Annotated in this window: 20 protein-coding genes; 11 read left to right on the forward strand and 9 right to left on the reverse strand. The window is 72.1% G+C overall.

The window, feature by feature from the left end:
- Positions 1 to 119 precede the first annotated feature (119 nt).
- From BLV24_RS13820 to BLV24_RS22010, 5 genes are all read right to left on the reverse strand, one after another.
- On the reverse strand, positions 120 to 2594 hold the full coding sequence (locus BLV24_RS13820) for a CaiB/BaiF CoA-transferase family protein (protein WP_092682707.1): 2475 nt from the start codon (positions 2592 to 2594) through the stop codon (positions 120 to 122).
- 306 nt (positions 2595 to 2900) lie between these two features.
- Complete coding sequence (locus BLV24_RS13825; RefSeq protein WP_176954758.1) at positions 2901 to 4031, reverse strand: C4-dicarboxylate TRAP transporter substrate-binding protein; 1131 nt, start codon at positions 4029 to 4031, stop codon at positions 2901 to 2903.
- Positions 4032 to 4159: 128 nt separating this feature from the next.
- Positions 4160 to 5305, reverse strand: coding sequence for a TRAP transporter substrate-binding protein DctP (dctP, locus tag BLV24_RS13830; RefSeq protein WP_092682711.1), 1146 nt, complete (start codon positions 5303 to 5305; stop codon positions 4160 to 4162).
- A 128-nt stretch (positions 5306 to 5433) separates the two neighbouring features.
- A complete protein-coding gene (locus tag BLV24_RS13835) occupies positions 5434 to 6747 on the reverse strand; it encodes a TRAP transporter large permease (RefSeq protein ID WP_092682713.1) in 1314 nt (437 codons plus the stop codon).
- Positions 6744 to 7295: a TRAP transporter small permease gene (locus BLV24_RS22010; protein ID WP_176954759.1), complete on the reverse strand. Its 552-nt coding sequence runs from the start codon at positions 7293 to 7295 to the stop codon at positions 6744 to 6746. The genes BLV24_RS13835 and BLV24_RS22010 overlap by 4 nt, the downstream gene beginning before the upstream one ends.
- A gap of 615 nt (positions 7296 to 7910) precedes the next feature.
- Here BLV24_RS22010 and BLV24_RS13845 point away from each other — a divergent pair.
- The gene (locus tag BLV24_RS13845) at positions 7911 to 10601 is read left to right on the forward strand and encodes a winged helix-turn-helix domain-containing protein (protein ID WP_143040315.1); all 2691 of its coding nucleotides are present in this window, start codon (positions 7911 to 7913) and stop codon (positions 10599 to 10601) included.
- Positions 10602 to 10658: 57 nt separating this feature from the next.
- On the opposite strand, the gene BLV24_RS13850 is transcribed toward BLV24_RS13845, so the two are convergent.
- Positions 10659 to 11501, reverse strand: coding sequence for an IclR family transcriptional regulator (locus BLV24_RS13850; protein ID WP_176954760.1), 843 nt, complete (start codon positions 11499 to 11501; stop codon positions 10659 to 10661).
- Positions 11502 to 11673: 172 nt separating this feature from the next.
- Here BLV24_RS13850 and BLV24_RS13855 point away from each other — a divergent pair, with 172 nt between their 5' ends.
- From BLV24_RS13855 to BLV24_RS13885, 7 genes are all read left to right on the forward strand, one after another.
- A complete protein-coding gene (locus BLV24_RS13855; RefSeq protein ID WP_092682719.1) occupies positions 11674 to 13215 on the forward strand; it encodes an ABC transporter substrate-binding protein in 1542 nt (513 codons plus the stop codon).
- Positions 13216 to 13322: 107 nt separating this feature from the next.
- A complete protein-coding gene (locus BLV24_RS13860) occupies positions 13323 to 14240 on the forward strand; it encodes an ABC transporter permease (RefSeq protein ID WP_092682721.1) in 918 nt (305 codons plus the stop codon).
- Positions 14241 to 14343: 103 nt separating this feature from the next.
- Positions 14344 to 15183 (forward strand): ABC transporter permease, encoded by an 840-nt coding sequence (locus BLV24_RS13865; protein WP_218133424.1) that lies wholly within the window; start codon positions 14344 to 14346, stop codon positions 15181 to 15183.
- A complete protein-coding gene (locus tag BLV24_RS13870) occupies positions 15180 to 16169 on the forward strand; it encodes an ABC transporter ATP-binding protein (protein WP_092682725.1) in 990 nt (329 codons plus the stop codon). Before BLV24_RS13865 ends, BLV24_RS13870 begins: the two co-directional genes overlap by 4 nt.
- Positions 16170 to 16237: 68 nt before the next feature.
- Positions 16238 to 17197 (forward strand): ABC transporter ATP-binding protein, encoded by a 960-nt coding sequence (locus tag BLV24_RS13875; RefSeq protein WP_092682926.1) that lies wholly within the window; start codon positions 16238 to 16240, stop codon positions 17195 to 17197.
- A 16-nt stretch (positions 17198 to 17213) separates the two neighbouring features.
- The gene (locus tag BLV24_RS13880; RefSeq protein WP_092682727.1) at positions 17214 to 18641 is read left to right on the forward strand and encodes an amidase; all 1428 of its coding nucleotides are present in this window, start codon (positions 17214 to 17216) and stop codon (positions 18639 to 18641) included.
- On the forward strand, positions 18638 to 20182 hold the full coding sequence (locus tag BLV24_RS13885; RefSeq protein ID WP_092682729.1) for a M81 family metallopeptidase: 1545 nt from the start codon (positions 18638 to 18640) through the stop codon (positions 20180 to 20182). The genes BLV24_RS13880 and BLV24_RS13885 overlap by 4 nt, the downstream gene beginning before the upstream one ends.
- Positions 20183 to 20301: 119 nt before the next feature.
- Here the strand turns inward: BLV24_RS13885 and BLV24_RS13890 are convergent, their stop codons facing one another.
- Both BLV24_RS13890 and BLV24_RS13895 read right to left on the reverse strand, forming a co-directional pair.
- Positions 20302 to 21525 (reverse strand): NAD(P)/FAD-dependent oxidoreductase, encoded by a 1224-nt coding sequence (locus tag BLV24_RS13890; RefSeq protein ID WP_245710565.1) that lies wholly within the window; start codon positions 21523 to 21525, stop codon positions 20302 to 20304.
- Between the two features lie 38 nt (positions 21526 to 21563).
- The gene (locus BLV24_RS13895) at positions 21564 to 21902 is read right to left on the reverse strand and encodes a RidA family protein (protein ID WP_092682733.1); all 339 of its coding nucleotides are present in this window, start codon (positions 21900 to 21902) and stop codon (positions 21564 to 21566) included.
- Between the two features lie 192 nt (positions 21903 to 22094).
- Here BLV24_RS13895 and BLV24_RS22885 point away from each other — a divergent pair, with 192 nt between their 5' ends.
- A complete protein-coding gene (locus BLV24_RS22885; protein ID WP_092682735.1) occupies positions 22095 to 23102 on the forward strand; it encodes a zinc-dependent alcohol dehydrogenase family protein in 1008 nt (335 codons plus the stop codon).
- 111 nt (positions 23103 to 23213) lie between these two features.
- Here BLV24_RS22885 and BLV24_RS13905 read toward each other — a convergent pair whose 3' ends face one another.
- Positions 23214 to 23975, reverse strand: a complete 762-nt coding sequence (locus tag BLV24_RS13905) for a DeoR/GlpR family DNA-binding transcription regulator (protein ID WP_092682737.1) — start codon at positions 23973 to 23975, stop codon at positions 23214 to 23216.
- 380 nt (positions 23976 to 24355) lie between these two features.
- Between BLV24_RS13905 and BLV24_RS13910 the strand changes: the two genes are divergently transcribed.
- Both BLV24_RS13910 and BLV24_RS13915 read left to right on the forward strand, forming a co-directional pair.
- Complete coding sequence (locus BLV24_RS13910) at positions 24356 to 25444, forward strand: ABC transporter ATP-binding protein (protein WP_092682928.1); 1089 nt, start codon at positions 24356 to 24358, stop codon at positions 25442 to 25444.
- A 14-nt stretch (positions 25445 to 25458) separates the two neighbouring features.
- A complete protein-coding gene (locus BLV24_RS13915; RefSeq protein WP_092682739.1) occupies positions 25459 to 26559 on the forward strand; it encodes an ABC transporter ATP-binding protein in 1101 nt (366 codons plus the stop codon).
- The last annotated feature ends 31 nt before the right edge of the window (positions 26560 to 26590 follow it).

Below are 26590 nucleotides of genomic sequence, written 5' to 3' on the forward strand. Positions count from 1 at the left end.
GAAACCATCTCTCGAACGGCGACGCCTGACATCGGTCAGGCGCGGGCAAGGGAAAAAGGGCAAGACGCGGCGGCGGCGCAGGCGGATGTGAAGGCGGCGTTGCAGGCGGGGGCGGCGGCTCAGGACAGCGCGCCCGCCGCCTCCAGCGCCGCGATGCGTTCGGGATCATATCCCAGCGTCTCGGCCAACGCCCAGTCGCGGTCCCGCCCGAAGGTCGGCGCGCAGCGCGCCGGCGCGCCGGGCGTGGCCGAGAGGCGGAAGCGGCAGGCCTCCACCCAGGTCTCGCCGGCCAGCGGATGCGGCAGGGAGATCCAGTGCCCGTCATGCGAAAGCTGCGGATCGGCCCAGAGATCCGCGTAGTCCGCGACCCGGTGCGCCGGAACCCCGGCGGCGAGCAGCGCCGCCTCCGCCGCCTCCGCCCCGCGCGCCGCGGTCCATTCGGCGAGGCCGGCGTCCAGCGCCGCCTCCGCCGCCTTGCGCCCCGCGAGATCGGCCAGCGCCGGGTCCGCGGCCCAGTCCGCGCGCCCGAGGGCGGCGGTCAGCGCCCGCCAGTCGGCGTCGTCGCGCACCGCCAGCGCCAGCCAGCGCGGCGCCCCGTCCGCGCCGGGCGCGCAGGGGAACACGCCATGCGGGGCCATGCCGGGATCGCGGCAGCCGTCGGCCTCAGCCACGCGCCCGGTGGCGGCGTAATCCGCCGCGGCGGGGGCGAGGAACTGGATCCCCGCCTCCCCCTGCGACAGGTCCAGCCAGCAGCCCCGCCCGGTCCGCCGCCGCCAGTCCAGCGCCGACAGCACCAGCGCCAGCCCGTAGCGCGGTCCGACGAAATCCGTGTACGGCCCCGACGGCCCCACCGGCATCCGCCCCGGAACCCCGGCCAGCGCCTGCGCGCCGGACATCGCCGCGCCGACATTGCCGAACCCCGCGAGCTTCGCCCAGGGCCCGGTCTGCCCCATCAGCGAGGAGCTGAGCAGGATGATCTCCGGGTTGATCTCGCGCAGGGCGTCATAGCCCAGCCCCCAGGCGTCCATCCGGCCGGGCGCGAAGCTCTCCACCACCAGGTCGGCCCATTTCACCAGGTCGCGCACCACCGCGCGCCCCGCCTCCTGCGTCAGGTCGAGGCAGAGGCCCCGCTTGCCCGCATTGCAGTTCTGGAACAGCGCCGACAGGGCCGGGTCGTAGACGCCGTCCTTGTAGGGGCCGGAATTGCGCCCCGCCTCGATCCGGCGGGAGCTTTCGACCCGCAGCACCGTCGCGCCGTGATCGGCGAGGTTGCGGCCCACCATCGGACCGGCCACCACCCAGGCGAGGTCCAGCACCTTCAGCCCCGCCAGCGCCCCGCCCGCCTTCGCCGGGCGGACGGGCGCGCGCTCGGCGTCCGGGCCGCCGAGCCAGTCGTTGAGCACCTCGTCGGAATGCTCGCCCTTCGCCGGCGCGGGGCGGGGGCCGGCGAAGGCCGGGACTTCCGTGCGCGCCAGCGGGCCGGGAAGCGTGATCTCCCGCCCCTCGGCGTCGGCGCTGGTCTCCCAGAAATCGCGGGCGGCGAGATGCGGGCTCTCGACCAGGTCGCGGATCGTGGCGATGGGGGCGAGCAGGAGGCGGCGGGCGATGGCCGTCTCCACCGCCTCGACCGCGCCGATGCCGGCCAGGAAGGCGGCGGTCTCGGCCTGCAGGGTCTCGATGGCTTCATCGGGGATCTCGCCGGCCAGCAGGCGGGCGGGCAGCGTGCGGAAATCCCAGGCCGCGAAGCGTTCCGACAGGGCGCCGCGTTCATGCATCCAGGCGAAGAAGGCGTTGGTGAAGGCGCCGGTGGCCGGGCCCATGGCGAAGGGCATCTCCAGCAACCCGTCGCGTCCCCGCCACTTGGATTTCATCGGGCCGCGGCGGGACGAGCCCGGAGCGGCGAAGCTGGGGCGCAGGGCGAAGCCCGCATGGCCGATGGCGGGCGCGAGGCTGGCCGACAGCGTGCATTGCGTGGCCGAGCGCAGGGCGGAGACCTCGACCCCCTGCCCCCGCCCGGTCTCCAGCCGCGCGAAATGGGCGACGAGCGACCCCCCCACGGCGTCGGCGGCGGCATGGGCCCAGGCCTGCGGCACGGACATGCGCACCGGCGGGTCGCCGTCGACGGCGGTGGGCAGAAGCGGCCCCCCCGCGGCCCAGAGCGTGAGATCCGTGGCGGGGTCGGCCGCGCGCGGTCCGGTCAGCCCGAACGGGGTGATCCGCACATGGATGGCGGCGGGATTGGCGGCCTCGATCACCTCGGGCCCCAGCCAGGCGGGCTCGCCCGGCGCGCGGGATTCCAGCACGAAATCGGCCCGGGCCACGAGGTCGCGCAACAGCTCGCGATGGGCGCTGCGCTCGGGGTCGAGCACCAGGCTGCGCTTGCCCGCCCCGTGCGCGGCCCAGGTCATCGAGCGGCCGTCGGGCGCGAAGGGGCCGATGCGGCGGGCGTCGACGCCCTCGGGCGGCTCCACCTGCACCACGTCGGCGCCGAGCTGGGCGAAGATGCGCCCGGCCAGCGCGCCGCGGTGATCGGTCAGGTCGAGCACGCGATAGGGAGAGAGGAACCCGGTCCGGGCGCCGTGGGTCTGGGACATCGGGGGGGTCCTGCGCTGACAAGGGGGGGGCGCCGTGGAAATCCGGGCGGCCGGCGCGCCGCCGTTTCGTCCCCCGTCGCGACGGCGGCGGGGCGTTGCGGCACGCCTGGGAACGCGCCTCCGGCTGGCGATGCCGCGAGACGCGGGCGACCCCGACGCTAGCCGCGCCGCGCGCCCCGGACTTGCGCGCAAAGCGGGTCGCCGCCGCCGTCGCCGCCCCCGCCGAGACCCCTGTCCAGAGCCCGGACGACGGAGACGGCCCGGGCGAAAAGGGGCGCCCCCGAAGGGCCGCCCCTCGGGCCGGGATCAGCGCTCGACCTTGTCGTAGACCTCGCGCTGCAGGGCGGCGGTGAAGCCGGCGCGGTCGCCGCCCTCTTCCGCGACGATGGCGGTCCACTTCTCGATCAGGTCGAGCGTCAGGTCGGCCAGGCCCTGCGGGTTCACGGCGCCGCGCTTCTCGCCGGTCTCCACCGCGGCCTTGAGCTCCTCGACCTTGAAGGCCTCGATGGCGTCGAGGATGTCCTGGTCGGGCGCGACATAGGTCACGCCATGCTCTTCCACGGCCAGCTTGCGGGCGAGCTCGGTCTCCTCGGTGTAGACGAAGGCGTAGTCCGCGGTCATCCCGGCGAGGGTGGCGTCGAAGGCCTCGCGGGTTTCGGGGGCCATGTCCTCATACTTGTACTTGTTCATGAGGATCAGCACGCCGTGATAGGTGCCCAGCGGCAGTTCCAGCACGTATTTGCCGCTGTCCCACCAGTTGTAGTCCTTCATGAAGGTCTCGACGCCGGTGGTGCAGTCGACCTGGCCGCGCTCCATGGCCTCGTAGGTGTCGGTGAACTGAAGGGCCACGGGGGTCGCGCCCAGGGCCGCCATGACCCGGGCGGGGGCGCCCGAGGCGCGGACCTTCTTGCCCGAGAGATCGGCCAGCGACGTCACCGGCTCCTTGCACATCAGGTATTGGGGCGCGATGGCGCTGGAGGAGATCAGGACCGTGTCGGTCTCGGCGAATTCCTCGACGCAGCCCGGACAGTTCAGCATCCGCGCCTCGGAGGCGACGCCGGTCATCACGCGGATGTCGGTGCCGGGCAGCGCGATGGAGGTGATGACCACCGAGCTGGGGAACTCGCCGGGCGAATAGACGTCGGGCATCAGGCCCATGTCGATCAGCCCGTCGCGGATGGCGCCGGGGATGGCGGCGTTCTTGGCGACCGCGCCGCCCCACTGCATGGTGATCTCGTAGTCGCCGCCGGTGGCGTCCTTCACGGCGTCGATCCACGGCACGATGACGGTGTCGGCGGTGGAATGGGTCGAGGGCACATGGGTGCCGTAGACCAGCTCGTCCGCGCCGGCGGGCGCGGCGGCCACGGCGGCGAACGCCAGGGCCGAGGCGGCGGCCAGCGGCCGGGCGATGCGATGGGTCCGATGGATCCGGGTCATGTCTGGGTCCTCCCTGGGCTGTCGCCGGCCCTCCCTGGGCGGCGGTGTCGTCATGGTTCGGCGCGGTCCCGGTCCCGCCGGAACGCGCCTGGCCCGGGACGTCGCCTGCGCGACGCCCCGGCCCGGGTTCAGCGATCGAGCCCGGAGTAGATCTCGCGATCCAGCGCCGCTTCGAAGGCGGCCTGGTCCTCGCCCGTCTCGGCGACGATGGCGGTCCACTTCTCGGTCAGCTCGGCCAGGCGGGCGGCCTTGCCGGCGGCGTCGGCGGCGCCGCGCTTGTCGCCATTGGCCACGGCCTCGGCCACCTCGCCCTCCGCGAAGGACGCCTTGGCGTCCAGAAAGTCCTGGCCCGGCGTCACATAGGTCACGCCATGCTCGGACATCGCCTCGTCACGCACGGTCTTGGTCTCGTTGTAATAGGCGAAGGCGGTGTCGGCGGTCAGCTTGGCCTGCAACCCGAGCACGGCCTCCTTGCCCGCGTCAGACAGGCTGTCGAACTTGCTTTTCGACATGACGGTGAGGGCGCCGTGATAGGTGCCGAGCGGCAGGTCGAGCACGTATTTGGCGCTGTCCCACCAGGAATAGTCCTTCATGAAGGTTTCGATGCCGGTGGTGCAGTCGACCTGTCCGCGCTCTAGCGACTCGTAGGCGTCCGAGGTCGGCAGGGCCACGGGGGTGGCGCCCCATTTGGCCATCACGCGGGCCAGCGGGCCGGTGGCGCGGACCTTGCGGCCCTTCAGGTCGTCCATGCTGGCGAGCGGCTCGCGGCACATCAGATACTGGGGCGGCAGCGACGAGGCCGACAGCAGGAAGGCGTCGAACTCGGCCAGCTCCTCGTCGCAGCTTTCGCAGCCGATCAGCCGGGCCTCGGAGGCGACGCCGGTCATCACCCGGTTGTCGGTCCCGCCCATGACGATCGAGGTGAACATCACCGAGTTCGGCAGGTCGGCGGCGGCGTAGACATCGGCCATGAAGCCCATGTCGATCAGCCCGCCCTCGATGGCGCCGGGAATGCCGGATTCCTTGGCGACGGCGCCGGCCCACTGGGGCTGGATCACGACCTCGCCGCCGGTGGCCGCCTCCACGCCCTTGAAGAAGGGCACGACCGCGGCGTCGGCGGTGATGTGCGAGGACGGGATATGCGTGCCGTAGATCAGCTCGACCGCCTGGGCCGGGGCGCCGGCCATCAGGGCGGCGACGGCGGCGGCGGGCGCGACGCGGGCGATGCCGCGCGGGAAAAGGGTGGGGAGACCCTGGCGGAGAACGGGAGTCATCTGGCGTTCCTCTCTGCCGGCGCGACCCTTCTGTCGGGGCGTGCGTCCGGCGGGTGATCTGCGGGAAAGTCGCCGGAGGGGAAGACGCCCCCTCCGGCCGGCCGCGACATGCGGCGTGGAAAGCGGGCTCAGCGCTGGATCAGGCTGGGCAGCCAGAGGCTGAGCTCGGGGAAGGCGACGAGCAGGGTCATGATCACGATCTCGGCGGCGAGAAACCAGATCACGCCCTTGAAGATCGCGCCCAGCGGGACCGCGTCGCCGATCGAGGCTTTCACCACGAAGACGTTCAGTCCGACGGGCGGGGTGAGCATCCCGATCTCGATCATCTTGACCACGATCACGCCCATCCAGATCAGGTCGAGCCCGGCCGCCTTGAACAGCGGCAGCAGGATCGGCAGCGTGATCAGCATGATCCCGATCGGGTCCAGGAAGGCGCCGAGGATCAGGTAGACCACGACCAGCACCGCGATCACCATCAGCGGCGTGAACTCGATCGTGTCGGCCAGCCCGTTCATGTAGCTCGGGAAACCCGACAGCGCGAGAAAGCGGGTCAGCAGCGACGCGCCCAGCGCGATGAAGAAGATCGAGCCGACGCCCTTGATCACGTCCATCGCCATCTCGGTGGCCGTGGTCCGGGTCAGCGTGCCCCGGACGGCGCACAGGATGATGGCGGCGGCGGCGCCCAGCGCGGCGGCCTCGGTCGCGGTGGCGAAGCCCGAATAGATCGACCCGATCACCGCCACGATCAGCACCGGCACCGGCCAGATCGAGCCCAGCACCCGGATCTTCTCGGACATCGTGGGCAGGCGGGTGTCGCGGGGCGCCATCTCCGGCTTCCAGATGGCGATGCCGAGGATCAGCGCGGTGTAGCAGGCCGCGGTCAGCAGGCCCGGGATCACCCCCGCCATCAGCAGATCGCCGATGGAGGTCTGGGTGTACCAGCCGAAGATCACGAAGATGATCGAGGGCGGGATCAGCGCCCCCAGCGTGCCCGAGGCCGCGACCACGCCGGTGGCGAGCGAGGGGTGGTAGTTCGACTTCAGCATCTCGGGCACCGCGATGCGCGACATGGCGGCGGAGGACGCGACCGACGACCCCGAGGCCGCCGCGAAGACCGCGGAGGCCAGGTTGGTGGCGACCGCGAGCCCCCCGGGCAGCCGCCCGAACCAGACCCGCATCGCCTCGAACAACGATCCCGTCAGCCCGCCGCGGAACGACGCCGCCCCCATCAGCAGGAACATCGGGATGGCCGACAGCGACCAGTGGGCGCCGAATTCGTAGGGGGCCGTGCGCAGCGCTCCCCAGGCGGCGTCGAAGCCGCGCACATAGGTGATGCCGCCGAAGGAGACGATGCCGAGCGCGATGGCGATGGGCACGCGGATGATGAACAGGACCAGCAGGATGCCGACCGCGATCAGGACGATGGTGAGCGACTCGTTCACGGGTGGCTCTCCCCGAGGTCGTGATGGTCGCGGTTCACGCCGCGCTCCCGCCACCCGGTCAGTTCGGCGATCAGGCCGACCAGCGCCGCCAGCGCCACGAAGAAGGCGCCGGCCGCCATCACCCAGAACGTCTCCCAGATCGACAGGTCGAAGAAGATCACGTCGAGATAGGCGTTCTTGGAGGTCTCGCGCAGGGCCTGCTGGAAGGCGGCGACGGTGAAGGCGCCGGTCAGCAGCAGGGTCAGCACCAGCGCGATCCGGTCGCAGACGCGGACCCAGGACGCCGGCAGCAACTGCGAGAAGACGTCGACGGTGATGTGCTCCCGCGCGCGCTGGACCAGCGCCAGCGGCAGGAACACGACGGCGGTCATGTAGTAGTGGGCGACGATCTCCAGCGTTCCGGCGATGGGCGCGCTGAACAGCCAGCGCGAGAACGCGTCGGCGCAGATATGGATCATCATCGCCCCGAGCGCGAGCAGCGCGCCGCCGGCGCCGATGCGCGCGAGCCAGAGCGCCGCTCGGTCGAGCAGCCCGAATACGGTGGTCAAGTCGTCCTCCCTTCGCCGGCGCCTTCTTGTGGTCCGCGCGCCGTGCAAGCCTTCCCACGCTAACGAAGGGCCGGCGCCGGGGGATCGTCGGAACCGACGATTTCGGGCGGAAGGCCCCGACGGAAGCCGGGTCCGCAGGGCCCCGGAATGCTGCGGGAACTCTGCGAAAGCGGAGCGTAAGCGGGAAGGCGGAGAGGCGCAGGGGGAGGCGCGCCGCAACGACGCGCGCCGCGTGTGTTCCGCATTGCGGGACTGGACCCGAGCCGGCCAAGGGTCCAGCTTGCGGCCCGGACGTCGCCCGGGCCTGTCTCCCGGCCCGGCGATTCGGGAGGTCCGACGGGAGAGAGGATGACCCGGCGAGCAGAAACGACCTTGCGTCCGGCCGCGCGCGCCGGCGCGGCGCCCAGCGTCGGGCCCGCCGCGGGCGACGGCACGGACCCGCGCCCCGATGCCGGCATGCCGACGCCCGCCGCGGCGGCCGTTTCCGCCCCCGGCGCCGCCTCGCCGCCCCTCCGTCCCGCCGAACCGCCGCGCCCCGATCCACCGCATCGCGCCCCGCCGCGCCCCATCCCGCCGCGGCCCGTCACGCTGGGCAAACTCCGCCCCCCGAGGCTGATGGCCGACCATGTGGCGCGCGCGGCGCTGGCGGCGCGGGTCTGCGCGCCGGGCGGACCCGCGCTGACCCTGATCCGCGCCCCCTCCGGTTTCGGCAAGACCACGTTCATGGCCGAGATGCGCGAACATCTCTCCGCCGCCGGACTGGCCTGCGCCTGGCTGACGCTGGACGCCGCCGACAACGACGCCCTGCAGCTTGCGGTCAGCCTCGACGCGGCGCTGGACGACATCGGGCTCGACCGCGACGCCCCCGCCCCGCCGCCCTCGGAGGCCGCCGGCCGCGGCTTCGCCCTGCTCGACCGCGCCGCCCGCCTGACGGGGCCCTTCGCGCTGTTCCTCGACGATTTCGAGGCGATCCGGGAGGACGCGGCGCTGAGCCTGGTCAAGGAGCTGATCCAGGCCCTGCCCCCCGGCGCCCGGCTCGTGGTCGGGTCCCGCACGCCGCCGGCGCTGGGGCTCGCCCGGCTGCGGGCCCGCGGCGCGCTGATGGAGGCCGACGCCGCCGACCTGCGCTTTTCCGAAGCCGACGCCCACGCCTTTCTCGCGCGTCGCTGCAAGCTGCCGCTGACCCATGCCGAGCTGATGGGCCTGCACCGCAAGACCGAGGGCTGGCCGGCCGCCCTGCGGCTCGCCGCCGTGGCGCTGGAGCGGCGGTCGCGGGCGAGCGATTTCGTGACCCGGTTCACCGGATCCGAGGGCGCCGTGGCCGACTATCTGGCCGAGGACGTGCTGGCCGGCCAGCCGCCGGAGCGGCTGGATTTCCTGCTCCGCACCTCGATCCTGCGCCAGCTCGACCCCGATCTGTGCGACGCGCTGCATCCGCCGGGCGGCTCGGCCGAGATCCTGGAGACGCTGGCCTCGGGCAACATCCTGCTGTCGCCGGCGGAGGGGAAGGAGCGCAGCTATCGCTATCACAGCCTGTTCGCCGATTTCCTGCGCGACCGGCTGGAGCGCCGCATGCCCGGCGCCGCCCCCGCCCTGCACGCCGCCGCCGCGCGCTGGTATGCGGAGGCCGGACGCCCGGCCTCGGCCATCGACCATTGCGTGGAGGGGGGCGACGCGGAGGGCGCCGCCTTCCTGCTGGAACGCCACGCCCGCGGCTATCTGGAGCAGGGGCGCGTGCGCCTGCTGGCCCGCTGGTTCGAGGCGCTGCCCGACGCGGCGCTGGACAGCCGTCCCGGCCTGCGGCTGGTGCGCATCTGGACCGCCTGTTTCACCCGCGCGCCCCAGGACACGCTGGCCATGCTGGAGGCCTCGGCGCTGGAGGCCTCCGACGACCCCGCGTTGCGGGCGGAGGCCCGGGCCGTCCGCCCGCTGCTGCTGTCGATGATCGACGACTATCCGGGCGCCTACGCCGCCGGGCGCCTCGCGCTGGACGACCAGCCCCTGCGTTCGCGCTATGCGGCCGGGGTGCTGGCCAACTGCATGACGAACGTGTTCACCGTGGTCGGCGCGGTGGACGAAGCCCGCGCCAACCTTGCGCGCGCGCGAAGGGCGACCTCCCCCGACGCGGCGCCCCCGGAGCCGCCGGAGCCCGGCGCCAACGCCTTCAACATCATGTATGCCGAGGCCACCGAGGGCATCATCGACCTCAACGAAGGCCGCTGCCGCGACGCCGCCGCCCGCTTCCGGCTGGCGCTCGCCGCCAGCGGGAGGACCGGGGCGGGCCGCGCCGACGGCAACGGCTACGCCGCGCTTCTGCACGCGGTCGCGGTCTACGAGGCCAACGACCTGCGCCAGGCCGCGCATCTGCTGCATCTGCATCTGCCCATGGCGCGGGACGTGGGTTTGCTGGATCACCTGATCCAGGGCCATGTCATGCTGTCGCGGATCGCCTTCGAGGACGGCGAGCTGGACGAGGCCTACGACCTGCTGGGCGAACTGGAGCATCTGGGCCATCGCCGCGCCCTGCCCCGCGCCGCGGCCTCCGCCCGGCTGGAGCGGGCCCGCGCGCTGATGAACCGGGGCCAGGCGGAGGCGGCGCGCGAACAGGTCGCGCTCGCCGGCGACCCCGCGGTCTGGGACCGGGCGCGGGGGCTGCGCTATCGGGCCAACGACCTGCTTTATCCCGAACTGTCCTCGCTGCGGCTGGACCTGGCCGAGGGCCGGGGCGCCGAGGCCCTGCCGCGCCTGCGGCAGGAGATCGCCGCCGCCCGCGCCGACCGCCGCCTGCGTAGGGCCGGCGCCCTGCGTCTGCTGGAAGGCGCGGCATTGCATCAGGCCGGCGCGCCCCACGACGCCGCGCGGGTGCTGCGCGAGGTGCTGAGCGAAGCCGCGCGCGAGGGCCTGATGCGCCTGATCCTCGACGAGGGCGCGCCCGTCGCCGAGGCGATCCGCGCCGCGGTCCCCACGATCTCGCCCGCCGACGCGCCGCTCGCCCCGGATCCGCATTTCCGGTCCTGGCTTCAGGACCTGACCGCGGCCCTGCCGCAACCCGTCCCCGCGAACCGGTCCGCGGCGGAAAGCGGAACGGGGCGCGGCCTCGCGGCGCCGCTGGACGCGCTGACCCAGAAGGAGACGCAGATCCTGGCGCTGCTGGCGGAGGGCTATTCCAACGCCGCCATGGCCGCGAAGCTCTGCGTGTCCGACAGCACGGTGCGCACCCATCTGCGCAACATCAATTCCAAGCTCGATGCGTCCTCGCGCACGCAGGCGGTGGCGGTGGGGCGGCGGCTCGGCCTGATCGGCTGACGCCGGCCTCCCCGCATCCGCGCCCCCTTCCGCGCCCCGTCCGCCTCCACCTCCGCGTCAGTAGCGCGGGGCCGAGATCAGCCGCGCGGCCTCCATCACCTTGGGCGCCAGTTCCGCGCGCACCCGGTCCAGCGTCCAGGACGCGGTGGAGACCGAGCCCTGCACCGCCCCGATCGGCGCGCCGTCGCGATCGGTGATCGGGGCCGAGACCGCGAGCTCGCCCATCAGCACCTCCTGGTCGGTGGCCGCGAACCCCTCCCGCCGGGCCTGGTCGATCCGCTCCAGCACCTGGTCGCGATCGGTCAGGGTCATCGGGGTCAGCGCCGCCAGGGGGCGGGCGTCGAGCAGCCGCGCCACGTCGTCGGGCGACATGCGCGACATCATCGCCCGCCCGCCCGAGGCGCAATAGGCCGGCTGCCGACGCCCGACCAGCGCCGAGGCGACGTTGGCCCGCCGCGCCGGAAGACGCGCGGTGTAGATGAAATCCGTCCCCTCCAGCCGCCCCATGTTGATGGTCTCGCCGCAGGCCTCGCGGGTGTCGATCAGGTGCAGAAGCCCGGCATTGGTCAGCGGATCGGCGCTGAGGAACCCATGGGCCAGGTCCAGCGCCCGCACGGTGACCGCATAGCGCCGGGTCTCCGGATCCTTGGACAGGTAGCCCAGCGCCGCCAGCGTGTGGGTCAGCCGCTGCGCCGCGCTCTTGCCCAGGCCCGACGCGGCGGCGATTTCGGTCAGGCTCATCGGCGCGTGACGGTGGGAGACGATCTCCAGCACCCGCATGGCGCGCTCGACCGCGGCGATGAAAAGCGGGTCGGCGGCCGCCTCCGGCCCGAGCGAGGCGCCTCCCGGGCGCCCAATATTGCCGCGCGCCCCGGATGGTTGCCCACGTTCTCCGCTCATGCCGATCCTCCCTGCCGAGCTCGCCACCAATTGATTGACGCTCAAATCCGAATCAGCAACTCTGATTATCGCACTACACATCCAAGGTATCGCACATCAATAAACGGGTCACCAGAGCGGGAACCAGCCGCCGCCGCCCGACCGGATCGCGCTCAACAGGGATCGACGCAACATGACCACCTTCCTCGCCCAACGCTCCGCGCGCCGCGCGCTGCTCGGCGCCGCCGCCGCCGCGGCGCTGGCCGCGCCGCTGACCCCCGCCCTCGCCGGCAAGGCCGACGACACGCTGACCTTCGCTTTCGAGCAGGAGGTGGAGGCGCTGAACTTCTACCAGTCGACCTCGCGCGACGGCGTGATCCTGTCCCGGCTGATCTGGGACACGCTGATCTGGCGCGACCCCTATACCGGCGACTACAAGCCCCTGCTGGCGACGTCCTGGACCTGGGTCGACAACGTCACCATCGACTTCGAGCTGCGCGAGGGCGTGACCTTCCATAACGGCGAGACATTCGACGCCGACGACGTGGTCTTCACCTTCAACTACTTCCCCTCCCCCGAGGCCAAGACGAAGTCCCAGCAGACCGTGTCCTGGATCAAGGGCGCCGAGAAGCTGGGCGACTACAAGGTCCGCCTGCACCTGAAGAACCCGTTCCCCGCCGCGCTCGAATTCCTCGCGAGCCCGCTGCCGATCTATCCCGACGAATACATGGCCGAGGTCGGCCAGGACGGGATGGAGAAGAACCCGATCGGCACCGGCCCCTACAAGGTCGCGAACGTCGTGCGCGGCGAGACCATCGAATTCGTCAAGAACGACGGCTACTTCCCCAACGACGCCAAGGGCGCGCCGCAGATCGGCAAGCTGGTCATGCGCACCCTGCCCGACAAGAACACCCAGCTGGCCGAGCTGATGACCGGCGGCATCGACTGGATGTGGAAGGTCGAGGTCGACCAGGCCGAGGGCCTGCGCTCCATGCCCGACCTGACGGTGGTGGACGCCGAGACCATGCGCATCGGCTATCTCGGCTTCGACGCGGCCGGCACGTCGGGCGATCATCCGCTGACCAACGTCAAGGTCCGCCAGGCGCTGTCCCACGCCATCGACCGCCAGGCCATCGTCGACAACCTGTTCCCGGGCGGCGCGCGGGTGGTGAACTCGGCCTGCTTCCCCGAGCAGTTCGGCTGCGAGCAGGACGTGACCGCCTACGACCACGACCCCGAGAAGGCCAGGGCCCTGCTGGCCGAGGCCGGTTTCCCCGACGGGTTCGACATGACGCTCGACGTCTACCGGAACCGCGAGATGGCCGAGGCCATGATCGGCGACCTCGCCAAGGTCGGCGTCGACGCCACGATGAACTACGGCAAGTACGCCGCCATCCGCGACGCGGTGCGTTCGGGCGGGTCGCAGGCGGGGTATCTGACCTGGGGCTCGAACTCGATCGGCGACATCTCGGCCTCGACCTCGGTGTTCTTCAAGGGCGGCGCCGACGACATCTACCAGGACCCGGAAGTCACCGAGTGGCTGACCACCGGCGACACCTCCACCGATCCGGAGGTCCGCAAGGACGTGTATTCGAAGGCGCTCAAGAAGATCGCGGCGGAGGCCTACTGGCTGCCGCTGTGGTCCTATCCCTACACCTACGCCTTCACCTCGGATCTCGACTTCACGCCGACCTCGGACGAGATCCCGCATTTCGCCCTGGCGCGCTGGAAATGAGCGTCGGCGCGCGGGCCCGGTCCGCGCGCCGTTTCGCGACCCCGGCGGGCGGCCTTGCGGGCGCCCGCCTTCCCCGCGCCGCGCGCGGCATAGGAACCTGACCTGACATGCTGGGCTTTCTTCTCAAGCGGGCGGCGCTGGCGCTCGCGGTGGCGGTCACCGTCTCGATCATCAGCTTCCTGCTGCTGCGCGCCTCCGGCGACATCGCGGTGGCGGTGGCGGGCGAGGGCGCGACCGAGGCGGATATCGAGGCGATCCGCATCCAGTTCGGCTTCGACCGGCCGCTGATCGTGCAGTATTTCGAATGGGCCGGGAACGCGCTGACCGGGGACCTGGGCCAGTCGGTCTATTTCCGGGTGCCGGTGGTGGAGCTGATCGGCGAGCGGATGCCCGTCACCATGGGGCTCGGCGCGCTGGCGCTGGTCTTCGCGGTGGCGCTGTCGATCCCGCTGGGAGTGGCGGCGGCGCTCAGGCCCAATTCCATCATCGACCGCCTGTCTCTGTGGATCGCGGTGCTGGGCCAGGCGATGCCGAGCTTCTGGTTCGCGCTGCTGCTGATGCTGGTCATGGGGGTCTGGTGGCGCTGGCTGCCGATCTCGGGCGCGGGGGGCTTCGATCACTACATCATGCCCGCCATCGCGCTGGGCTATTACGCGACGCCCGCCATCATGCGCCTGACCCGCGCCGGCATGATCGAGGTGCTGGAGAGCGACTATATCCGCACCGCCCATGCCAAGGGGCTGGGGACCGGCAAGGTGCTGTTCAAGCATGCGCTGCGCAACGCGGTGATCCCGGTGGTCAGCCTGGCCGCGGTGCAGTTCGGCTTCATGCTCTCGGGCTCGATCGTCATCGAATCCATCTTCGCGCTGCCGGGGGTCGGGCACCTGGCCTGGATCTCCCTGCAGCGCTCCGATTTCACCGTCGTGCAGGGGATCGTCCTGATGCTCTCGGTCATCTATATCCTGATGGCGCTGGTCGCCGACCTGTTCAATGCGTGGCTCGACCCCCGGATCCGGGTGGCCTGAGACCATGACCGACATGCAAGCCGCGCCCGCCGCCAGCCCCACCGCCCCCGCCCCCGGCCCCGGCAAAGTCCCCGGCAAAGCCCCCGCCGGCCCCTGGGCGCGCATGCGCCGCCGGTCCCTGCGCCACGGAGGGGTGATGTTCGGGGCGATCGTCCTTCTGGGCTTCATCGCGATGGCCTTCCTGGCCCCGCTTCTGGCCCCCCACGATCCGCTGTCGCAGAGCCTCTCGACCCGGCTGATCGACCCGTTCTGGGGCGCCAAACCCCATCCGGACCACCTTCTGGGCACCGACCAGCTGGGCCGCGACTATCTCAGCCGGATGATCTACGGGGCGCGGATCTCGCTGACCATCGGGCTGGTGGCCATGGTGATCTCCGGCGTGATCGGCACCGCGATGGGCGTCGCCGCCGGCTATTTCGGCGGGCGCATCGACCATTTCGTGACCTTCGTGGTCACCACCCGCCTGTCCATGCCGGTGATCCTGGTGGCGCTGGCGGTGGTGGCGGTGGCGGGATCGTCGCTGACGGTCGTGGTGCTGGTGCTGGGCTTCCTGCTCTGGGACCGGTTCGCGGTGGTCATGCGATCGGCCACGCGCCAGGTGCGCGACCATGAATACGTCGCCGCCGCCCAGGCGCTGGGGATGCCGGTCAGCCGCATCGTGATGTCCGAGATCCTGCCCAACGTGCTCGGCGCGCTGATCGTGGTGGCGACGCTGGAGATGGCCCACGCCATCCTGCTGGAAGCCGCGCTGTCCTTCCTCGGCCTGGGCGTGCAGCCGCCGACGCCCTCCTGGGGGCTGATGGTGTCCGAAGGCCGCAAGGCCATGTTCTTCAAGCCCTGGCTGATCGCCATTCCGGGCGCCGCGCTGTTCGTGCTGGTGCTGGCGATCAACCTGCTGGGCGACGGTCTGCGCGACGTGATGGCGCCGGAGGGACGGTCATGAGCGAGATACCCATTCTCAAGGTCGAGGACCTGCGCGTCTCCCTGCCCGTGGACGGCGGCACGCTGAACGCGGTGCGCGGCGTCTCCTTCGACGTGAACCGCGGCGAGACCCTGTGCATCGTGGGCGAGAGCGGTTGCGGCAAGTCGCTGACCTCGCTCGCCATCATGGGCCTGCTGCCGCGGCGCGCGAAACGCGAGGCGGCGGCGCTGGCCTTCGATGGCCAGAGCCTTCAGGGCATGTCCCCCCGCGGGCTGCGCAAGCTGCGCGGCGACCGCATGGCGATGATCTTCCAGGAGCCGATGACGTCGCTGAACCCCGCCTACACGGTGGGCGACCAGCTGATGGAGGCCCTGCTGACCCATCGCAAGGTCAGCCGGTCCGAGGCCCGCGCCCGCGCCATCGCCCTGCTGGAGCAGGTGGGGATCACCGCCGCCGAACGCCGGCTGGCGCAGTATCCGCACCAGCTTTCCGGCGGCCTGCGCCAGCGGGTGATGATCGCCATGGCGCTGATGTGCGGCCCCGAGCTGATCATCGCCGATGAGCCGACCACCGCGCTCGACGTCACCATCCAGGCCCAGATCCTGCACCTGCTGCTGGAGCTGAAGCGCGAGATGGGGCTGGCGCTGGTGCTCATCACCCATGACCTCGGCGTCGTGGCGCGCATCGCGGACCGGGTGGCGGTGATGTATGCCGGCGAGGTTGTCGAAACCGGGACCGCGGCCGAGATCTTCTCGGACCCGCAGCATCCCTACACCCGCGGATTGCTGTCCTGCATCCCGGTCCCGGGCCGCACCCGACCCGGCGAGCATCTGGGCTCGGTCCCCGGCGTGGTGCCCTCCCTGATCGGGTCGTTCACCGAATGCGGCTTCCGTGAGCGCTGCCCGCTGGCGCGCGAGGCCTGCGCGCGTCCCATCGGCCTGACGCCCCTGGGCGAGGGCCGGGCCGTGCGCTGCGTGCTGGCCGAAACCGAGGAGGCCGCGGCATGACCCCCCCCGCCCCCGAAAACCCGGCCCATGAAGCCCCGGCCCATGAAGCCCCGACCGACGAAACCCCGATGCTCGAACTCCGGAACGTCTCGCGGCAATTCAAGGTCAGCCGCGGGCTGATGAAGGGCTCGACCAACCTCAAGGCCGTCGACGACGTGTCCCTTCAGCTGCGCCGCGGCGAGGTGCTGGGGCTGGTGGGCGAGAGCGGCTGCGGCAAGACCACCCTGTCGCGCATCCTGCTGGGCCTGATGCCGCCGTCCTCCGGCGAGGTTCTGGTGGGCGGAGAGCCGATGTCCGCCGCCGACCGCAAGGCCCGCGCCCGGCGCATCCAGCCGGTGTTCCAGGACCCCTATTCCTCGCTCAACCCGCGCAAGACGGTCAGCCAGATCGTCTCCGCGCCCCTTGAGGTCCACGATGTCGGCGCCCCGGGCGACCGGGCGCGGGTGGTGGCCGAGACGCTGGATCTCGTGGGCCTGCCCCGCCGCGTGGCCGACAGCTATCCCGGCCAGATGTCCGGCGGCCAGCGCCAGCGCGTGGCCATCGCCCGCGCCCTGGTGATGCGTCCGGAGGTGATGATCTGCGACGAGCCGACCTCGGCGCTGGACGTCTCGGTGCAGTCCCAGATCCTCAACCTGCTGCTGGACCTGCAGAAGGAGCTGGGGCTGACCTACCTGCTGATCTCCCACAACCTTGCGGTGGTCGAGCATCTCGCGAACCGGGTGGCGGTGATGTATCTCGGCCGGATCGTGGAAGTGTCGGAGACGGCGAAGCTTTTCGCCGGCCCGCGCCATCCCTACGCCGAGGCGCTGCTGGCCTCGGTGCTGACCCCCGATCCGGGGATGGGGGTGCCGGACACGCAGCTCGGCCTCGCCTATCCGAACCCGATCGACCCGCCCTCGGGCTGCGCCTTCCACCCGCGCTGCAAGGCCGCGACGGACCTGTGCAAGGCCAGGCGACCCGAGACGATCCGCGACGCGGCGGGGCTGGTCGAATGCCATCTCGCCACGCCCGCGCCGCTGCCCGCCTGAACGGATTATCCAGACCATGACCGAGCTCTGCGACCTCGACGCGGTGGAGGCGCGCGCCCTGATCGGGCGGCGCGCCATCACCCCGGTCGAGCTTCTCGACGCCTGCCTCGCCCGCATCGCGGCGGCGAACCCGGCGCTGAACGCGATCACCGCCACCTGCTTCGACCGCGCGCGGGCGGAGGCGGAGGACGCCGCGGCGGCCGTGGCCGAGGGGCGCCCGCTCGGCCCCCTGCACGGGCTGCCGGTGGGCATCAAGGATCTGCAGGACACGGAGGGCCTGCGCACCACCTTCGGCTCGCCGCTCTTCGCGGACAACGTGCCGACGGCGGACGAACGCATCGTGGCCGCGGTGCGGGCGGCGGGCGGCATCGTGGTCGGCAAGACCAACGTGCCGGAATTCGGCGCGGGCGGGAATTCGACCAACCCGGTCTACGGCGCGTCGGGCAACCCCTTCGCGCCGGAGCGGACCTGCGGGGGCTCGTCGGGGGGCTCGGCCTCGGCGCTGGCGGCGGGGATGGTTCCGCTGGCCACCGGATCGGACACCGGCGGCAGCCTGCGCACGCCGGCGGCGTTCTGCGGCGTGGTCGGGTTCCGGCCCACGCCCGGCCTGTCGCCGATGGAGAAGAAGGGGTTCGGCTACGCCCCGATCTCGGTCCACGGACCGATGGGACGCACGGTGGCCGACACCGCCCTGCTGATGCAGGCGATCGCGGCGCATGACCCCCGCGACCCGCTGTCGGCGCCCCTGGGCGCGCCGCTTTCCCCGCCCGCGCCGGCGGATCTTTCATCCCTGACCGTCGCCATCTCCGCCGATCTCGGCTTCGCGCCGGTGGACCCCGCCATCCGCACCCGGTTCGAGGACGTCGCAGCCGCCCTCGCCCCCGTCTTCGGGCGGGCCGAGCGCGCCGATCCGCCCCTGGCCGACGCCGATCGCATCTTCGACATCCAGCGCGCCCTGCAATTCATCGCCGCCCACGGCGCCCGCCCGGCGGCGGAGCGCGCCCTGCTCGGCCCCAACATCCTGGAAAACCTGGAACAGGCCGAGACCTTCACCTTCCGCGACGCCGCCTGGGCGCAGGGCGCGCATACCGCGCTTTACCGCCGGTTCCTCGGCTTCATGGAGGGGCGCGACATCCTGATCTCGCCGGCCGTGGCGACGCCGCCCTTCCCGCATGCCACGCTGGCCCCGATGACCATCGGGGGCGCGCCCATGCGCACCTATTTCCACTGGCTCGCCATGGCCTACGGGCTGACCCTGACCGGGCATCCCTGCATCGTGCTGCCCTGCGGGCTGGACGCCGACGGCCTGCCCTTCTCGATCCAGCTCTGCGGCCGGCGCGGCGGCGACGCCCGCCTGCTGGCCGTGGCGCAGGCGGTGGAGACGGCGCTGGCGGGCCTCGGCCTCGGCCGCCCGATCCCCGACCTCGAAAGGCTGTCCCGATGAGCTCCCCGGCCCGGCGGCGCGTGCTGTCCGCCCAGATCGCGCATGAGACCAACACCTTCTGCGTCCTGCCCACCACGCTGGAGAGCTTTCGCAAGCGCCTGCTTCTGGAGGGCGACGCGATTCCGCCCGCGCTGCGCGGAACGCGGACGGAGATCGCCGCCCATCTCGACGCCGCCGACCGTTTCGGCTGGGACCTGACCCAGCCGATCGTCGCCAACGCCACCCCCTACGGGAAGGCCACGGCGGAGGCCTGGACGGTGCTGCGCGACACGCTTTTCGCCGCGGCCGAGGGCGTGGCCTGCGACGGGGTCATCCTCGCCCTGCACGGCGCCATGGTGACGGAGACGGAGGACGACGCCGAGGGCGCGATCCTCGAAGGCCTGCGCGACCGGCTGGGCGCGGGGACGCCCATCGCCATCACGCTGGACCTGCACGCCAACGTCACGTCGCGGATGGCGGCGCTGGCCGACATCATCGTCCCCTACCGGACCTATCCGCATATCGACCAGTACGAGACCGCCGCCCGCGCCGCCGCCCTGCTGGAGCGCGCCATGGCGGGCGAGATCCGACCGAAGGTGGTGCGCCTGCAGGGCCCGATGCTCGACGGCTGCAATCACGGGCGCACCCAGGGCGGGCCGATGTCGGACTTCCTCGAAATGGCCGCAACGATGGAGGCGGCGAACCCCGCGCTGCTGTCGGCGGATGTCTGCGCCGGCTTCACCCAGTCCGATATCGAGGAGGCGGGGCCGAGCTTTCACGTCACCTACGACGCCGCCGCCCCGGGCGCCGAGGACGAGGCCCGCGCCGCCGCCCTGACGCTGTACGAGGCCGCATGGCGCCGGCGCGCCGAGCAGACCGTCGACATCCTGTCCCTGCCGGAGGCCATGGCGCTCGCCACCCGGGCCACCGACGATCCGCGCCCGCTGGTGATCGCGGATTTCTCCGACAATCCGGGCTCGGGCGCCTATGGCGACCATGTGCGGCTGCTGGAGGCGATGGTGGGCGCCGGCGTGGAAAGCGGGCTCTTCGGGGTCATGCCCGACGGGATCGCGGCGGCGGAATGCCATGCGGCGGGGCTCGGGGCGGAGATCACGCTGACCCTCGGCGCCCGGCGTCATCCCGAGAGCTACGGGCCGCCCGTGACCCTGACCGGCACGGTGATCGGCCTGTCGGACGGGGACTTCACCTGCGAGGGGCCGATGCATACCGGGGTGAGCATGGCCATGGGCCCCTCGGCGCTGCTGGAGGTCTCCGTGGGGGCGGGAAGCGTGAAGGTCGCGATCTCCACCCACGCGCTTCAGGCCTGGGATCAGCAGATGTTCAAGACGCTGGGGGCGGAGCCGGCGGCGCACAAGGTGGTGGCGGTGAAATCCGCCCACCATTTCCGCGCGGCTTTCGAACCCATGTCGCGGCGGGTGGTCCTTGCGGACAGCGGCGGGCTCGCCACGCATGACCATTCGCGAACCCGCTTCGCCAGGCTGCGCCGCCCGATCTGGCCGCTGGACGCGTTCGATGAAACCCCGCCTGCGCCGGCGGGTTGAGGCGGGGTGAGGCGGGTTGAGGCGGGCCGGGGGGGGGCGGAGCGGCGGGTTGAAACCCGCCCTACGAGCGCAGCGCCACGCCTGTAGGGCGGGTGCGAACCCGCCTCGCCCCGCCGCCGTTAGGCGAACCGCGCCTGGCTGGGCGCCAGCGCATCGAGCACCGCGTCCCGCTCCCCCGCCATGGCGCGCACCAGCATCGCGGCCGAGACCGGGCCCTGCGTGAACCCCTGATGGCCATGGCCGAAATCGAACCACAGCCCCTTGTGGCGCGGGGCGGCGCCGATCATCGGCAGCATGTCGGGCAGACAGGGGCGCACGCCGGTCCAGGGCTCGTTCTCCACCGGGGCGCCCAGGTCGAACAGCTCCGCCGCGCCGGCCTCGGCGCGCAACAGCTGCACCGGGGTCTGGCGGGCGCCCTCGGCGGTCAGCTCGGCCCCGGTCAGCACCCGCAGCCCGGCCCGCATCGGCGCCAGCACCGCGGAATGATCGGCGTCCATCAGGGGCAGGACCGGGCCGGCCGCGCAGCGGTGATGCCGATGATAGCCGCGCTTGCGCACCATGGAGATGCGATAGCCGAACCCCGCCAGCAGCGCCGGCGACCACGGGCCCAGCGCCACCACCGCGTCGGGGGCGGAGACGGGGCCGTCGGCCGTCGAAACCCGCCAGCCGGCGCCCTGCGCGGTCAGGCTCGCGGCGTCGCCCGAGACCACCGCGCCGCCCCGCGCGGCGAACAGCTCGGCGTAAGCCCCGGTCAGCCCGCCGGGGTCCGAGCAGGTCCAGGCGTCGTTCCACTGCACCGCCCCGGCCATGGGGCGCTTGATGTTCGGCTCCGCCTCCGCCAGCGCCGCGCCGTCCATCACCGTGGCGTTCACGCCGTAGTCGCGGCTCAGCCGCTCGACCTCGCGGATCTCGGCGTCCAGCTTGTCCCGGGTGCGATAGATCTGCCGGAAGCCCTCCCGCCGGATCATCGCGCCGGCGCCCGCGGCCTCGATCAGGGGGGCGTGGGCGGCGGTCGCGCCCTCGGTCAGAACCCGGAAGGTGACCGAAATCGCCCGATGCTTCGCAGGGCGCGAGTTGAGGAAATAGCGCAGCAGCCCCGGCAGGTGCCCCGGCATGGCGCCGAGATGATAGTTGAGCGCATTGTCCCGCTTCAGCGCCATGCGCGCCAGGGTCGGCAGGCTGAGCGGCAGGGCGTAGGGCTCCACCGCCTCGGCCTGGATGATGCCGGCGTTGCCGTAGGAGGTCTCGCGCCCCGGCTGGCCGCGATCGACCAGCGTCACCGCCCGCCCCTGCGCCTGCAGCGCCAGCGCCGCCGAGACGCCGACCATGCCGGCGCCCAGCACGATGACCTCCCGGCCCGACGCGCCCCCCGCCGACACGCTCAGCGGACCTTGGCGACGACGGTGATCTCGACCTTCGCGTCGATCATCAGCCCGCATTCGATGGTGGTCCGCGTCGGATAGGGCTGCGGAAAGCGGGCCGCGTAGACGGCGTTGAAGGCCGCGAAATCCGCCTTGTCGGTGAGATAGCAGGTGGCGGAGACGACGTCCGACAGATCCAGCCCCTCGGCCTTCAGCGTGGCCTCGATGCGGTCGATGGTGTTCTCGGTCTGGGCCGTGATGCCCTCGGGGATCGCGCCGTCGGCGCCGAAGCCGAGTTCCCCCGACAGGTGCAGCGCATCGCCGAGGCGACGGGACTTGGTGAGGGGCGGCGTGGACATGAGGCGATTCCCGGACTGGTGAAGACCCCCGCATCAGGCGCGCCCCCCGGCGCAGGGTCAACGCGGGCGCGCGCGCGAGATGGTCGCGGGGAACGCGCCGCGCGCGCCGCCCATGGTCTCGGCCCCCCGACGCGTGCATCCTGCGCGCCCAACCGGCCCCGGCGGCCGGACCATGACGCGAGGGAGGCGAGCATGCGGCGCATCACCATCACGGCCCCGGGCGGGCTGGAGAACCTGGCCCTCGGCGAGGGCCCCGAAGCCCCCGCCCCCGGGCCCGGCGAGATCCGCGTGCGGCTGCGCGGCAGCTCTCTGAACTACCATGACCTGCTGGTCGCGACCCGGCCGAACGGCGCCGTCGACGGGCGCATCCCCATGTCCGACGGCGCCGGAGAGGTGGAGGCGGTGGGCGAGGGCGTGACCGAATTCGCGCCCGGCGACACGGTCGTGTCCTGCTTCTTCCCCGACTGGCAGGACGGGGGGGACGTGCCCTCCGACTTCGCCCGCGTGCCCGGCGACGGCATCGACGGCTATGCGCGCGAGGCGGCGACCCTCCCCGCCGCCTGGTTCACCCGCGCCCCCGCCGGCTGGTCGGCGGCCGAGGCCGCCACCATCACCACCGCCGGCCTCACCGCCTGGCGGGCGCTGGCGGTGAACGGCGGGCTGAAGGCGGGCGAAGTGGTGCTGGCGCTCGGCTCGGGGGGCGTGTCGATCTACGCGCTGCAGATCGCGCGGGCGATGGGGGCGACGGTGATCGCCACCACGTCGTCGGAGGCGAAGGCCGAACGGCTGCGCGCGCTGGGCGCCGCGGAGGTCATCAACTACCGCGAGACGCCGGACTGGGGGATGCGGGTGCGCGCGCTGACCGGGGGCCGCGGCGCGGATCACGTCATCGAGGTCGGCGGCGCCGGCACGCTGGCGCAATCCATCGCGGCGGCGAAGGTGGCCGGGCATATCTCGTTGATCGGCGTGCTGACCGGACGGGCGGGAGAGATCCCCACCGGGCTTCTGATGGCGCGCCAGCAGCGGCTTCAGGGCCTGATCGTGGGCAGCCGCCGCCACCAGCAGGATTTCGTGGCGGCGCTGGAAGCGACGGGCATCCGCCCGGCGATCGACGCGGTCTATCCGCTGGAGGGGCTGGCCGAGGCCTTCGCCCACCAGCAGGCCGGCAGGCATTTCGGAAAGATCTGCCTGGAGTTCTGACGCCCGGCATCCGGGCCGGGCGCCGGCGCGCAACGCCGTAGGGCGGGTGCGAACCCGCCGCGCTCCCCCCGCCGGCCCCCACCGCGCGCCCCGCTGGGCTCCCCCCCGGCTCTACCCGCAGATCCGAAGCTCCGTCCCCCAGTCGCGGCACCGCTCCGCGACCTCGGGGGCCGGCGCGCGGTCGGTGTAGAAGGCGTCCAGTTGCGCCAACGAGGCGATGCGCACCGGCGCGCGGCGGTGGAACTTGGTGTGGTCGGCGACCAGCCGCACCTGCCGGGACTGGGCGACGATCATGCGCGAGGCCGCGACCTCGGCCAGGTCGAAATCCAGCAGGTCTCCGCCCGCGTCCAGCGCCGAGCAGCCGATCACCGCGATGTCGAAGCGGAACCGCTCGATGCTCGCCGCCGCGAGATCGCCGACCATGCCCCCGTCCGCCGGGCGCAGCCGGCCGCCGGTCACCACCACCTGGCAATCCGCGGCGCCGGCCAGGATATGCGCGATATTGAGATTGTTGGTCACCACCATGAGGTTGCGGTGGCGCAGAAGCTCCCGCGCCACGGCCTCGGTGGTGGTGCCGATGGACAGGAACACCGAGGCCCCGTCCGGCAGATCCCGCGCGCAGGCCCGACCGATGGCGGCCTTGGCCTCCAGGTTCAGGGCGCGGCGGTCCTCGTAGCCGATATTGGAGACGCCCGAGGGCAGCACCGCCCCGCCATGCACCCGCGCCAGCCGCCCGGCCTCGGCCAGGTCGGCGAGATCCCGGCGGATGGTCTGCACCGTGACCCCGAAACGGGCGGCGAGATCCTCGACGGTGACCCGGCCCTCCTGGCGCGCGATCTCGAGGATCTCGGGGTGGCGGAATATCTGTGCCATGACGGCGGCTCCGTTGACGCGCGGCCGGCGCGGGACTCCCGGAATGACCCGAAAAGCGCGCCAAAGCGAATGTTTTCGCGCATGATCCGAGCGTTTCGCATAGCGAAACCGGGGCGGAAATCACCGCATAGGGCCGCGTCATTTCCGGCGACAGACTGAGACATAGGCCTTTTTCGGAATGCGAAAAAATCCGAACATGTGCGATTGACGCACGCAACGGTTCGTGGCCTTTTGGCCGGCGAGAGAACATCCCCAGGGAGGGTGCAAATGTCAGGTCCGCACAGGGTGCGCGCCCTCCGCGCGCGGCGAGGTCATGTCCCGGCTTCTCCGTCGTCATGCGCGAAGGCCGCGGGTCCGTCGCCGTGCGAAAGGCGCCGCCGATGACCCTGACGCTCGACGGCGTGACCCGGACCGCGGGGGCCGAGACCCATATCCATCCCACCGACCTGACGCTTTCCCGCGGCACCATGAACGTGCTGCTGGGGCCGACGCTGTCGGGCAAGACCTCGCTGATGCGGCTGATGGCGGGGCTGGACGCGCCGAGCGCCGGGCGGATCCTGTGGGACGGCAAGGACGTGACCGGCATGCGGGTGCAGGACCGGCAGGTCGCCATGGTCTACCAGCAGTTCATCAACTACCCGTCGATGTCGGTCTACGACAACATCGCCTCCCCGCTCCGCCTCCAGCGCCGCCCCTCCGCCGAGATCGACCGCGTGGTGCGCGAAACCGCGGAGATGCTGAAGCTGACCCCGATGCTCGACCGTCGCCCGCTGGAGCTTTCGGGCGGCCAGCAGCAGCGCTGCGCGCTGGCCCGCGCGCTGGCCAAGGGCGCCGGCCTGGTGCTGCTGGATGAGCCGCTGGCGAACCTCGACTACAAGCTGCGCGAGGAACTGCGCATCGAGATCCCCCGCATCTTCGAGGATTCGGGCGCGATCTTCGTCTACGCCACCACCGAACCCGAAGAAGCCCTCCTGCTCGGCGGCGCCGTGGCGACGCTCTGGGAAGGCCGCGTGACCCAGTTCGGCCCGACGCCGGAGGTCTATCGCCGTCCCGCCGACGCGGTGACGGCGCGGGTGTTCTCCGACCCGCCGATGAACTTCCTGAACGTGGAGAAGCGCGGCGACGTGCTGGTCTTCGAGGCCGGACGCGAGACGCCGGCTTCGGGCGCCTTCGCGGCCCTGCCCGACGGGCGCTACCAGGCGGGCTTCCGGCCCAATCATCTGGAGCTTTCCGCCCACGCCCCCGCCGCGATCCCCTTCGAGGCGCATCTGCGGGTGACCGAGCTGACCGGCTCCGAGACCTTCGTGCATCTCGACCATGCGGGCGCGCGCTGGGTGGGGCTGGTGCACGGGGTGCATGACCTGGAGATCGGGGCGCCGCTGACCGTGTGGCTCGACCCCGCGCATGTCTATCTCTTCGCCCCGGACGGGCGGCTCGCCGCCCCCGCCGCCTATGCGGCCGCGGCCTGAGGGGGGACGGGACCATGGCCAAGATCACGCTCGACAACCTCGCGCATTCCTACCTCGCCAACCCGAAAGGGCCCGAGGACTACGCGTTGCAGCAGCTCGACCATGACTGGGCGGACGGGGAGGCCTACGCGCTGCTCGGCGCCTCGGGCTGCGGGAAATCCACGCTGCTCAACATCATCTCGGGCCTGCTGCGGCCCAGCCAGGGGCGGATCCTGTTCGACGGCGTGGACGTGACCGACGCCCCCACCGCGGCCCGCAACATCGCGCAGGTGTTCCAGTTCCCGGTGGTCTACGACACCATGACGGTGCGCGAGAACCTGGCCTTTCCGCTGCGCAACCGCGGCGCCGATCCCGCCTATATCGCCGAGCGGGTGGCGAGCATCGCCGCGATGATCGGCATGGAGGCGACGCTGGACCGCAAGGCCCGCGGGCTGACGGCGGATGCGAAGCAGAAGATCTCCCTCGGCCGCGGGATGGTGCGCGAGGACGTCAACGCGCTGCTGTTCGACGAGCCGCTGACCGTCATCGACCCGCAGATGAAATGGGAGCTGCGCACGCAGCTGAAATCACTGCATCACGATTTCGGCCACACCATGATCTACGTCACCCATGACCAGACCGAGGCGCTGACCTTCGCCGACAAGGTGGTGGTGATGCATGAGGGCCGCGTGGTCCAGATCGGCACGCCCGAGGCGTTGTTCGAAACCCCGGCCCACACTTTCGTCGGCTATTTCATCGGCTCGCCCGGCATGAACCTGCTGCCGGCGGAGATCGAGGGGACCACGGCCCGCGTGCCCGGCGGGACGGTGCAGCTGGGCGCGGCCTATCCGGGTCTCCAAGGCAAGGTCGAGATCGGGGTGCGCCCGGAATACGCCCGCCTCCTGCCCGACGACGGCTCGGGCGCCGGCCTGCCCGCCCGCATCCGGCGGGTCGAGGATGTGGGCCGCCACAAGATCGTGCGCGCCGAGATCGACGGCCCGTCGGGGCCGCTGCCGGTCAATGTCGTGGCGCCGGAGGGCGCGGGGGTCGGCCTCGACCAGACCCGCCTGCATTTCGACCCGGCCCGCATCAACGTCTACGCTGACGACTGGCGGGTGGAGGGGGCGGCGGCCTGACGCCGCCCGCCCCCGTCCCCGCCCCGTTTCG

Origin of the sequence: Albimonas donghaensis (genome assembly GCF_900106695.1) — a bacterium.
GTDB classification, from domain to species: domain Bacteria; phylum Pseudomonadota; class Alphaproteobacteria; order Rhodobacterales; family Rhodobacteraceae; genus Albimonas; species Albimonas donghaensis.

What these genes read in the sequence shown, in the direction of transcription:
- BLV24_RS13905 (WP_092682737.1), bottom strand. Translation starts at nt 23,975, where the DNA reads ATGGCACAGATATTCCGCCACCCCGAGATCCTCGAGATCGCGCGCCAG.
- BLV24_RS13855 (WP_092682719.1), top strand. Translation starts at nt 11,674, where the DNA reads ATGACCACCTTCCTCGCCCAACGCTCCGCGCGCCGCGCGCTGCTCGGC.
- BLV24_RS13915 (WP_092682739.1), top strand. Translation starts at nt 25,459, where the DNA reads ATGGCCAAGATCACGCTCGACAACCTCGCGCATTCCTACCTCGCCAAC.
- BLV24_RS13845 (WP_143040315.1), top strand. Translation starts at nt 7,911, where the DNA reads ATGGCCGACCATGTGGCGCGCGCGGCGCTGGCGGCGCGGGTCTGCGCG.
- dctP (WP_092682711.1), bottom strand. Translation starts at nt 5,305, where the DNA reads ATGACTCCCGTTCTCCGCCAGGGTCTCCCCACCCTTTTCCCGCGCGGC.
- BLV24_RS22885 (WP_092682735.1), top strand. Translation starts at nt 22,095, where the DNA reads ATGCGGCGCATCACCATCACGGCCCCGGGCGGGCTGGAGAACCTGGCC.
- BLV24_RS13895 (WP_092682733.1), bottom strand. Translation starts at nt 21,902, where the DNA reads ATGTCCACGCCGCCCCTCACCAAGTCCCGTCGCCTCGGCGATGCGCTG.
- BLV24_RS13820 (WP_092682707.1), bottom strand. Translation starts at nt 2,594, where the DNA reads ATGTCCCAGACCCACGGCGCCCGGACCGGGTTCCTCTCTCCCTATCGC.
- BLV24_RS13850 (WP_176954760.1), bottom strand. Translation starts at nt 11,501, where the DNA reads ATGAGCGGAGAACGTGGGCAACCATCCGGGGCGCGCGGCAATATTGGG.
- BLV24_RS13880 (WP_092682727.1), top strand. Translation starts at nt 17,214, where the DNA reads ATGACCGAGCTCTGCGACCTCGACGCGGTGGAGGCGCGCGCCCTGATC.
- BLV24_RS13875 (WP_092682926.1), top strand. Translation starts at nt 16,238, where the DNA reads ATGCTCGAACTCCGGAACGTCTCGCGGCAATTCAAGGTCAGCCGCGGG.
- BLV24_RS13870 (WP_092682725.1), top strand. Translation starts at nt 15,180, where the DNA reads ATGAGCGAGATACCCATTCTCAAGGTCGAGGACCTGCGCGTCTCCCTG.
- BLV24_RS13860 (WP_092682721.1), top strand. Translation starts at nt 13,323, where the DNA reads ATGCTGGGCTTTCTTCTCAAGCGGGCGGCGCTGGCGCTCGCGGTGGCG.
- BLV24_RS13910 (WP_092682928.1), top strand. Translation starts at nt 24,356, where the DNA reads ATGACCCTGACGCTCGACGGCGTGACCCGGACCGCGGGGGCCGAGACC.
- BLV24_RS13825 (WP_176954758.1), bottom strand. Translation starts at nt 4,031, where the DNA reads ATGACCCGGATCCATCGGACCCATCGCATCGCCCGGCCGCTGGCCGCC.
- BLV24_RS13885 (WP_092682729.1), top strand. Translation starts at nt 18,638, where the DNA reads ATGAGCTCCCCGGCCCGGCGGCGCGTGCTGTCCGCCCAGATCGCGCAT.
- BLV24_RS13865 (WP_218133424.1), top strand. Translation starts at nt 14,344, where the DNA reads ATGCGCCGCCGGTCCCTGCGCCACGGAGGGGTGATGTTCGGGGCGATC.